Source organism: Candidatus Melainabacteria bacterium RIFOXYA2_FULL_32_9 (assembly GCA_001784615.1).
Classification (GTDB): Bacteria; Cyanobacteriota; Vampirovibrionia; order Gastranaerophilales; family UBA9579; genus UBA9579.
The window spans coordinates 1-5,941 of sequence record MFRQ01000145.1; the positions used below are offsets into that span (position 1 = coordinate 1).

Genomic DNA, 5,941 nt, shown 5'->3' on the forward strand with positions numbered 1-5,941 from the left:
TCCCTATTAGTTTGCCCTAATAGGGTTTTGGCTTATTTTGAGATGCATTTCAAATCGTAAAAATTTATTTAGCAACTCAAGTTAGCTAGTACTCTGTCCCAAAATTATGATGATGGGGATATGTTATTGGCTATGCACCATGTCAATTTGAAGGTGACAAGGTCACTTATTTAAATCATCAATTATTCCACTTAATTATGTGTGTTAGCACCTACGGAATCAGGCAAGGTGCGCATTGTGCACCGAAAATAAACTATAAACAACAAAAAGTCAGATCTAAGATCTGACTTTTAATTTCTGGGGCGAAAGGATTCGAACCTCTGAATGCCTGGACCAAAACCAGGTGCCTTACCGCTTGGCTACGCCCCAATATTTTGTATAGACAATGCAGTATTATTTTATTAAAGCTGCGTCTAAAATGTCAAGCTAATCTTTTTAGTATAACTGTATGTTTTAAATTATACAAGTATCTTGGGATTTTAATATGTTCTAAGCATTTATCTAACAAGGTTCACAATAAGATTGTAATATTATTCACTATAAAAGACAATTTTAGAATTAAATACCTTAGAAGCTATTCAGGAACTAAATTCTTATGTCATGACAAAGAGGCAGTAACTGAGGTCACATTTTTACAGCGAATACTTAAATTAGTGCGTGGTGATCTCAAGACAACATGATTATGAGAACAAATTCCTTTGAAATCTTCGTAATGACAAAGGTTGGTTTTTTATTCCCGGATTGGTTCTTAAAGTCAAAAAGTCAGGTTAGGGTGCATTATAACTGTTAATTTTAATGTTTTCCCCATCTGTTTTAATCTCAATAGCATTATCTTTATCTGTTCTTAAGGTTTTAATATCAAATTCTTTGAGAATATTTAAGGTCAGCTTATCAGGATGGGAATATTTGTTTTTTCCAACTGATATAATTGCTGTTTTAGGCTTTAAATAATCAAGAAATTCTTCATTAACAGAATTAAAGCTGCCATGGTGTCCTACTTTAACCACATCTATAGACTTATTTACATATTTTTTTATTGAATTCAATGATTCAGCTTCTGCATCTCCCATTAATAAAGCTGAAAAGTTTTTATATTCTAGATATAAAATTACCGAAGTATCGTTATTTGTATCGCCATATATATTTGCCGATTTAATAACACTGATTTTCAAGTCTTTATCAATGTCAATTTTATTTCCATTAGTTAGATGCTTTACAGTAATATTTTTTTTACGAATAAAATCCTGAGTTTTTTTATATATTGTTGAATCAGTTTTTTCTCCGTTATCCATAATCTGGCTTGTTTTTATCCTTTTAAGTACATCTACAGTCCCACCAATATGGTCTCTATCAGGATGGGTTAAAACAAGAACATCAAGTTTATTAATTCCTTTATCTCTTAAATAAGGAATTATTATTGTATTAGCCGAACTAAAATCTTTCCTACCTATATCCCCCGTATCTACAAGAATATTACGCTTATTTGGTGTCTGAATTAATATTGAATCGGCTTCTCCCACATCAAAAAACAGCAGTTTTAAGTCTTTTGAGAAATTTTCCTTAAACGATAGAGAAACTATAGCCAGCACTATAGCTAAAATTAAAAAATTAAGTTTTTTCTTAGAAAAATCCCATTTAATATGCAATGTTATAACCAAAATAAGGATGTAAAATAAAATAGCTGAAAGTATTTCTGGTGAAGCAAAATAATATAATGACCCTGGTAAATCAGATGTAAATTTTGATATATAAAGCAAAAGTGCAATGAAAGGCTCAATTAATTTATCAAAAAACCAACAAACTCTTTCCCCTATTACAGGAATAAGACAAAATATACTGCTGGTAAACCCTGCAAAACTTATAATACCTACAAATGGCACAACAATTATGTTTGCAAAAACAGAATACGTAGCAAACGTGTTGAAATGGAATAACTGAATAGGTGCTACCCATAATTGAGCTATTATTGGAATTAAAATACTTCCAGAAATAAAAATGGGTATGGGTTTTAGCTTTTCAATAAAAATGGATGTACACATTAATAAACCAAAAGTAACCACAAAGGAAAGCTGAAAGCCTATATCAGTAATCATTAAGGGATCAAATAACAGCATAATTGCACAAACAAGAGCCAATAAAGCCACATTATCAGCCTGTCTGTTAATAAGTTTTCCAAAAAGAATAAACTCCAACATCCAAGTAGCTCTTGTTACAGAAGGAGGTAATCCTGTTAAAAATGCATAAACAGCAACAAGAACCATTCCCCCTATTATTCTTAAATTGAAGGGTATAAATAATTTCTGTGCTAGAAATGTCCATATTCCAAAAATTAAAGCAACATTCATTCCTGAGGCTGCTAGAAGATGCAATAAACCTGAATTAATAAAATCTTGCTTCACGTTCTTAGGTGTTGGAACTGCATAATCACCAAAAACCATGCCGCCCAGTATCTCTACTTTTGGTGATTTTAGGTTTTCTCTATGTATTGAGATAATTTTATTTTTTACTTTATTTAATTCCTGTAAAAAAGCCCATTTACCAGATTTTGGATGTTCTATTATCTTAAAATCTTTATATCCTACATAAGTTATAGTGAAAATTCCAGAATTACTCAGATATTTTGTATAATCGAATTGCCCCGGATTGGTAGCTTTAAATGGTGGCCTTATATATCCGGTTACTTCAATTACATCACCTATATAAATTTCTTGAAATTTCCTTTTTTTATCAAAAATTGTAACCAGTGTCTTTGCTTTTACAGGTTTCCAACCGGAATCCCTCTTTTTAAGAGAATTAACCTCAAATTCGAATTTAGTTTTATAGTCCCCATCATCTTTTAGCTGTGTTATAACCCTACCTTGTAAGCTGGCTTTGATGGGAGCTAAATTTGCCAAATCATCAGGTTGAGGCATTTTAAAGTTTGTATAAAATATAGAAAAAACCAGCACCAAACAGTTAATTAAGATCAATTTATATGAAATTACCTTGAAATAAAATAAATACAGAATCAGGACTAACAAAAAAGCAGCAAAATAAGGAATTAAACCTAATAAAGTCGAGGCAACTCCTAATATAAAAGTTAAACAAACAATCAATGTTTTATTAGTCTTGTTTAAATTCATAAAATATGTAAATTGTATATCTATAATCTCTTGTTTATAACAATTTACCAATTAGTATATACTTAAAAGCTTTAATTTCAAATTATAATCCTAATTTAAAAAGCAAAAATATAAACAGTAATCTATTTTTAAATTAAGAGTATTAATTTAGCTGTAGGATATTATATTTTTGAAATCATAAATGTATACGATGTCATACTAAAGTTGTACTGATAATATGGAAACATACTCCTTAGAAGACGACGATACACATATCCCTAATCTAGCTATGCACATCCCAAATGTCATAGCTTTTTTATTGGTTTTTAACTGTAAAATCTTTAATAATTAAAGTATTGATCAAAATCTACATCTTCAAAACTGCATAATAAAAGATAGACTGAATCATTTTCATCCATTCGCTGAAAATTATAATCATTAAATTCCCAGTATTTTGGATTAATGCCTATTGATCTAATAAGCCCCTTATCTTGTAAGATTCTTAATTTTTTCTTGACGATTTCCATTTTTATATTGAGTTTTCTGGATAATTCAATAGCAGTTGTACCTTCTGGTCTTTCTCTTCTCTGAGGATTACTAAACATAAGTTCTAAACCAATTTTTTTCAAAATTTGGTCTTCTTCTATATCAATTTTATCTAGCTCTTCCAGCATAATTAACTCTATTTTTGATAAACATATTATAATTTTATTCTAATACTCAACAATAAACAATATTTTTAAAGTTATAGCGCTTTAATTTAATCTATTACACTATCTAAATTACGCTAATCCTATTTAATATAACCTGCTATAATGCATGTGATTACAGAAACAGGAGGAGATAATAAATGAAAAAATGTTCAATTACGCTGTTAATTTTAGCCATATTTACGTTATTGATAACCTCAAATATAGTACAAGCACAAGATGTAGCAAAAGAAAGCGATAGAGGAACACTTTCTGCTAGAGGAACAGCTACACAGACTTTTCCACCAGATACAGCAACTATAACTTTAGCTGTAGAAACTCAAGCTAAGACAGCTTCAGAGGCAGCAACCCAGAATGCAACCAAAGCCAGTAATGTTGTCAACAAAATAAGAAATCTAATTAATACAAAACAAGGGGATGCTATTCAAACATCCAGATATTCTATTGTTCCTATTTATGAATATACTAAAGATCAAAGAAAAAATATCCTAACTGGTTATAGAGCTGTAAACCAAGTTACTATTAGAACAAAACAATTAAATAATGTCAGTAATATAATAGATACAGCTATAGCAAGTGGAGCAAACAGAGTTGAAGGAGTTAATTTTACTCTTTCTGACAGAGAAGCATATTGTAATAAGGTGTTAGCTGAAGCAACAAGAAAAGCCCAGGAAGAAGCAAGGGTAGTAGCTGGAGTGCTTGGTGTAACAATTACAGGAGTAAAGCAGGTAAATTCATCCTGTGGAGAGGAATATCCAAGACCTGTCTTTAGAGCAATGGCAGGAGATGTAGCAGAGGCAGCTGCCATGCCTCCAACTCCAATAGAAGCTGGTGATGTCACTGTTCAAGGAAGTGTTAATGTAGACTTTTTTATAAAATAAGCTTAAGTCATACAGAATGACTTAAGTTGCTATTACTCTGTTAAGAAAGTTTTGTTGGATAAATTTTCTCCGTCGCTGGTGCTAACGCACATAATTAAGTCCTCATTAGAATAATTGAGGACTTAAATAAGTGACCTTGTCACCTTCGCATTTCATAGGCTCCTCCGAAAACATACCCGACTGCAACAATCATCATAATTAACTTAACAGAGCACTAGTGGATGGATCGACAAATAATATGCTACAATCTCCCGAACTGTCATCCTGAGTGACATAGTCACTTTTCCAAATCATCAATCCCTCCAATAATACACACTATCATCCTGAGGAGCGTAGCGACGTGAGGATCTTGCCAATTATGAATACTAGCTTTTAAATGTAAATGGATAGATTGCCACAGATTCCTTCGGAATCTTCGCAATGACAGGGGTTTGCTTTTAACATATTATTTGCAAATCTTACCATTAGCTAATTTATGCTTAAAGATTGCAAGAATAATTGATGTTAGTTATCAATGTTCCAGCTGACGTAAGAGTAATATTATAAAGTTTGTTGCTTGCCTAGAAAATGTTGAAATGTACTAATAATAAAGAATGTCATTGCGAGGTGCTTCGCACTGTCTTAAGCCATCAATCTTTCCAATAATACGCACTATCACCGCAAAGTAACAAAGTCACTTTTATAAGTTATCAATCACATTCTATAACATGCACTGTCATTGCGAGCCTACAACGCAGGCGTGGCAATCTATCTGGTGAACATTGGAGAGATTACCGCAGTGACACAGTCACTTTTTTTAAATTCATCAATCTTGGTAATAAGACTATGATTATAGACTTTAATGGTGCAGTTTTGCTGCCTCCTCATAATGACAATATGGGGATTTTTAAAATTTTATAAATATTGAAAACGCAAATATTAGAAATCTATTGAAAATCATTAAATTATTTATTCTTGGCAAGCACCTAAATTTTTATTATTTAAGCAACAAAACTTCTCTAACGACTTTTGCCGCTGTTATAGTTGAAACTCCTGAAGGGTCATAATGAGGTGAAAGTTCAACCACATCTGCACCTACAATATTAAGATCAGATAACGATAACAACCAGGATATTAACTCCTTAAAACTCATTCCACCAGCTTCAGGAGTGCCTGTTCCACTCATAATACCTGGATCTAAAACATCCAAATCAATACTCAGATAAACAGGTCTATTTGACAATTTATCCAGTATTGCAGGAATCTCAGA

3 protein-coding genes, 1 tRNA gene and 1 pseudogene (1 of these 5 cut by a window edge) are annotated in these 5,941 nt (G+C 31.7%); 1 reads left to right on the forward strand and 4 read right to left on the reverse strand.

Translation table 11 applies throughout. The features are described 5' to 3' along the window. Positions 1 to 297 precede the first annotated feature (297 nt). The 3 genes from A2255_08350 to A2255_08360 form a co-directional block, all read right to left on the reverse strand. Positions 298 to 369: transfer RNA gene (locus tag A2255_08350), tRNA-Gln, on the reverse strand. A gap of 398 nt (positions 370 to 767) precedes the next feature. Next, the gene (locus A2255_08355; GenBank protein ID OGI17467.1) at positions 768 to 3,122 is read right to left on the reverse strand and encodes a DNA internalization-related competence protein ComEC/Rec2; all 2,355 of its coding nucleotides are present in this window, start codon (positions 3,120 to 3,122) and stop codon (positions 768 to 770) included. 320 nt (positions 3,123 to 3,442) lie between these two features. Next, complete coding sequence (locus A2255_08360; GenBank protein OGI17468.1) at positions 3,443 to 3,775, reverse strand: hypothetical protein; 333 nt, start codon at positions 3,773 to 3,775, stop codon at positions 3,443 to 3,445. Between the two features lie 176 nt (positions 3,776 to 3,951). On the opposite strand from A2255_08360, the gene A2255_08365 reads away from it, so the two are divergent. Then, positions 3,952 to 4,692: a hypothetical protein gene (locus tag A2255_08365; protein OGI17469.1), complete on the forward strand. Its 741-nt coding sequence runs from the start codon at positions 3,952 to 3,954 to the stop codon at positions 4,690 to 4,692. Positions 4,693 to 5,668: 976 nt separating this feature from the next. Here the strand turns inward: A2255_08365 and A2255_08370 are convergent. Next, positions 5,669 to 5,941: pseudogene (locus A2255_08370) on the reverse strand (agmatinase) (it continues 576 nt past the right edge of the window).

What these genes read in the sequence shown, in the direction of transcription:
- A2255_08355 (OGI17467.1), bottom strand. Translation starts at nt 3,122, where the DNA reads ATGAATTTAAACAAGACTAATAAAACATTGATTGTTTGTTTAACTTTT.
- A2255_08360 (OGI17468.1), bottom strand. Translation starts at nt 3,775, where the DNA reads ATGCTGGAAGAGCTAGATAAAATTGATATAGAAGAAGACCAAATTTTG.
- A2255_08365 (OGI17469.1), top strand. Translation starts at nt 3,952, where the DNA reads ATGAAAAAATGTTCAATTACGCTGTTAATTTTAGCCATATTTACGTTA.